This window comes from Microbacterium sp. K41 (assembly GCF_004794395.1).
GTDB classification, from domain to species: domain Bacteria; phylum Actinomycetota; class Actinomycetes; order Actinomycetales; family Microbacteriaceae; genus Microbacterium; species Microbacterium sufflavum.
Genome location: NZ_SSDO01000335.1, coordinates 1 through 2748, shown reverse-complemented (window position 1 = coordinate 2748; position 2748 = coordinate 1). Strand labels below are relative to the sequence as shown.

Annotated in this window: 3 protein-coding genes and 1 pseudogene; 3 read left to right on the top strand and 1 reads right to left on the bottom strand. The window is 71.9% G+C overall.

Features of this window, described 5'->3' with window-relative positions:
• Positions 1 to 362: pseudogene (locus DW309_RS10125) on the top strand (recombinase RecQ); the annotation flags it as partial.
• Between the two features lie 16 nt (positions 363 to 378).
• Here DW309_RS10125 and DW309_RS10120 read toward each other — a convergent pair.
• Positions 379 to 1146 carry an IclR family transcriptional regulator gene (locus DW309_RS10120; protein WP_136030274.1) on the bottom strand — a complete coding sequence of 256 codons (768 nt, stop codon included), beginning with the start codon at positions 1144 to 1146 and terminating at the stop codon, positions 379 to 381.
• A 147-nt stretch (positions 1147 to 1293) separates the two neighbouring features.
• Here DW309_RS10120 and dhaK point away from each other — a divergent pair, with 147 nt between their 5' ends.
• Together dhaK and dhaL are read left to right on the top strand one after the other, a co-directional pair.
• Positions 1294 to 2286, top strand: a complete 993-nt coding sequence (gene dhaK / locus DW309_RS10115) for a dihydroxyacetone kinase subunit DhaK (RefSeq protein WP_136030276.1) — start codon at positions 1294 to 1296, stop codon at positions 2284 to 2286.
• The coding region (dhaL, locus tag DW309_RS10110; protein ID WP_136045300.1) for a dihydroxyacetone kinase subunit DhaL at positions 2286 to 2748 on the top strand (463 nt) is incomplete at its 3' end. The genes dhaK and dhaL, both read left to right, overlap by 1 nt.

The following is a 2748-nucleotide window of genomic DNA, read 5'->3' as shown; positions in this document are numbered from 1 at the left end:
TGCTCGCCGGGTGGGGGTGGGCGGAGCGGCCCGTCGCCGTGGTCGCCCTGCCCTCGCGGTCGCGGCCGCTGCTGGTGGACTCGCTGGCGCGAGGACTGGCCGACATCGGGCGACTGCCGTACCTGGGTGCTCTGGAGCTGCGCGGCGGGGGACCGTCGGGCCAGTCGGGAGGGAACAGCGTGTTCCGGCTCGCGGGCGTGTGGGACCGCTTCGACGCGTCGCACCTCGAGGTGCCAGCGGGCCCCGTGCTGCTGGTCGACGACCTCGTCGACAGTCGCTGGACCATGACGGTCGCCGCGCGCACCCTCCGTCGTGCCGGGGCCACCGCGGTGCTCCCGTTCGCGCTCGCCCTCCGCGGCTGACGCCGGGGCCCCGGGCTCAGTCGTCGGCGGGGGAGATGCGCGGGGGCCAGGAGGTCGCGCCGAGCTCGCGGGAGATGTTCCTCGCGGTCTCGCGCAGAGCGTTCACGACGGCGTCCGAGGCGGGGGTCTGCGAGGTCGGCAGGACCACGGCGACCGCGGCGACGATCGCGTCGGAGGCATCGGCGACGGGCGCCGCGAGCGACGACTCACCGAGCACGGCCTCGTCGAACTCGCCCGCCATGCCCCGCTCGGCGATCGCGGGCAGCTCCAGCGTCAACCGCGCGACGTCGGTGACCGTGTCGCCGGTGAGGCTGCGCAGCGGTGCGTCGAACACCGTCCGCTGGAACCCCTGGTCGTACGCGAGCAGCACCTTGCCCATCGCGGAGGCGTGCGCGGGGATCGCCATACCGGTCTCGAGCATCTGCTGGCTGTCGTCGGGGCGCAGGTTGTGATGGATCACCAGCACGTCGGTGAAGTGCGGCGCTCCCAGGCGCACGGAGAGGTGCGTGCGGCGGGCGAGCTCCTGGGTCCAGCGCATGGACCGGGCCCGCACGTCGAGGCTGTCGAGGTACACGTTGCTGAGGCGCAGCAGGGTGGGGCCGAGCATGTAGCGCTGCCCTCCGCGCTCCTTGGCGACCAGGCCGTGCGCGCGCAGCGACTTCACGATGCCGTGCACGGTCGACGGCGGCAGGCCGAGCGCGCTCGACAGGTCGGTGATGCCGAGGTGGCGCGCCCCCTGCAGCAGGTCGAGGATCTTCGCCGCACGGTCGATCGCCTGGATCATCCGCGTCTCCTTCCGGTCGTCGTCGACCCGGTCGCGCCGGTCGCCTGAACGATCTTGACAAGCCGGCAGGCTCCGAGCATATTCGACATTAACGAATTCCTTTCGGATTTTCGGGACAGCGCACGATGCATCAAAGGAGATCGCACGATGAAGAAGCTCATCAACGCCCCGGAAGACGTCCTCGTCGAATCCCTGCGGGGCGTCGCCGCCGCTCATCCGGAGCTGTCGGTGGATCTGGAGAACCACGTCATCACGCGGGCCACGCCCAAGGCGCAGGGCAAGGTCGCCGTCGTGTCCGGTGGCGGGTCGGGACACGAGCCCCTGCACGGCGGCTACGTGGGCACGGGCATGCTCGATGCGGCCGTCGCCGGGGAGGTCTTCACCTCACCCACCCCCGACCGCGTGCAGGTGGCGACCCAGGCCGTCGACCGTGGCGCCGGCGTGCTGCACATCGTGAAGAACTACACCGGCGACGTGCTCAACTTCGAGATGGCCGCCGAGCTCGCGTCGATGGAGGGCATCGAGGTGGGCACGGTCGTGGTCGACGACGACGTCGCGGTGCAGGACTCGCTGTACACGGCCGGACGCCGCGGAGTCGGGCTCACGGTGCTGCTGGAGAAGCTCGTGGGCGCCGCCGCCGAGGAGGGCCGCGACCTCGCGTCCGTCGTCGAGCTGGCGAAGCGCATCAACGGACAGGGGCGCTCGATGGGCATGGCGCTCACGAGCTGCACGGTGCCCGCCGCGGGCAAGCCCACGTTCGACCTCCCGGACGACCAGATGGAGATCGGCATCGGCATCCACGGCGAGCCGGGCCGACACCGCGAGCCGCTCGCGCCCGCGTCCGACATCGCCCGCCAGCTCGTCGAACCCATCCTGGGCGACATCGACGCGGCCGGTCCCGCGATCGTGATGCTCAACGGCATGGGTGCGACCCCGCTCATCGAGCTCTACCTCATGTACGGCGAGGTCGCCGCGATCCTGGAGAAGTCGGGCGTGCAGATCGCCCGCAACCTCGTCGGCAACTACATCACCTCGCTCGACATGGCCGGCTGCTCGGTCACGGTGCTGAAGGCCGACGACGAGCTGTTGCGGCTGTGGGACGCACCCGTGGTCACCCCCGGCCTGCGGTGGGGCGCCTGATGGCGGCCGTCGGCACCGCGCAGCTCGCGGACTGGATCACCCGCTACCGCGACGCGGTCACCGCGAAGCGCGACTGGCTCACCGAGCTGGACTCCGCGATCGGCGACGCCGACCACGGCGCCAACATGGCCCGCGGCTTCGCGGCCGTGGGAGACAAGCTGGCCGCGGGGACCCCGGCCACGGTCGACGAGCTGCTGAAGACGGTCGGCATGACGCTCGTGAGCTCGGTGGGCGGAGCGAGCGGCCCGCTGTACGGCACCTTCTTCCTGCGCATGGGCATGTCCGCCGGAGCGGTCTCGGAGCTGGACGGCCCCGCGCTCGCCGCGGCCCTGCGTGCCGGACTCGAGGGCATCGTCGCCCGCGGCAAGCCCGAGGCGGGGGACAAGACCATGTACGACGCGATGGCGCCGGCGGTCGATGCGTTCGACGCGGCGCTCGCCGACGGGTCCTCGGTGGGCGACG

Bases quoted from the DNA above. Each gene is read 5' to 3' on its own strand.
- DW309_RS10120 (WP_136030274.1), bottom strand. From the start codon at position 1,146: ATGATCCAGGCGATCGACCGTGCGGCGAAGATCCTCGACCTGCTGCAG.
- dhaK (WP_136030276.1), top strand. From the start codon at position 1,294: ATGAAGAAGCTCATCAACGCCCCGGAAGACGTCCTCGTCGAATCCCTG.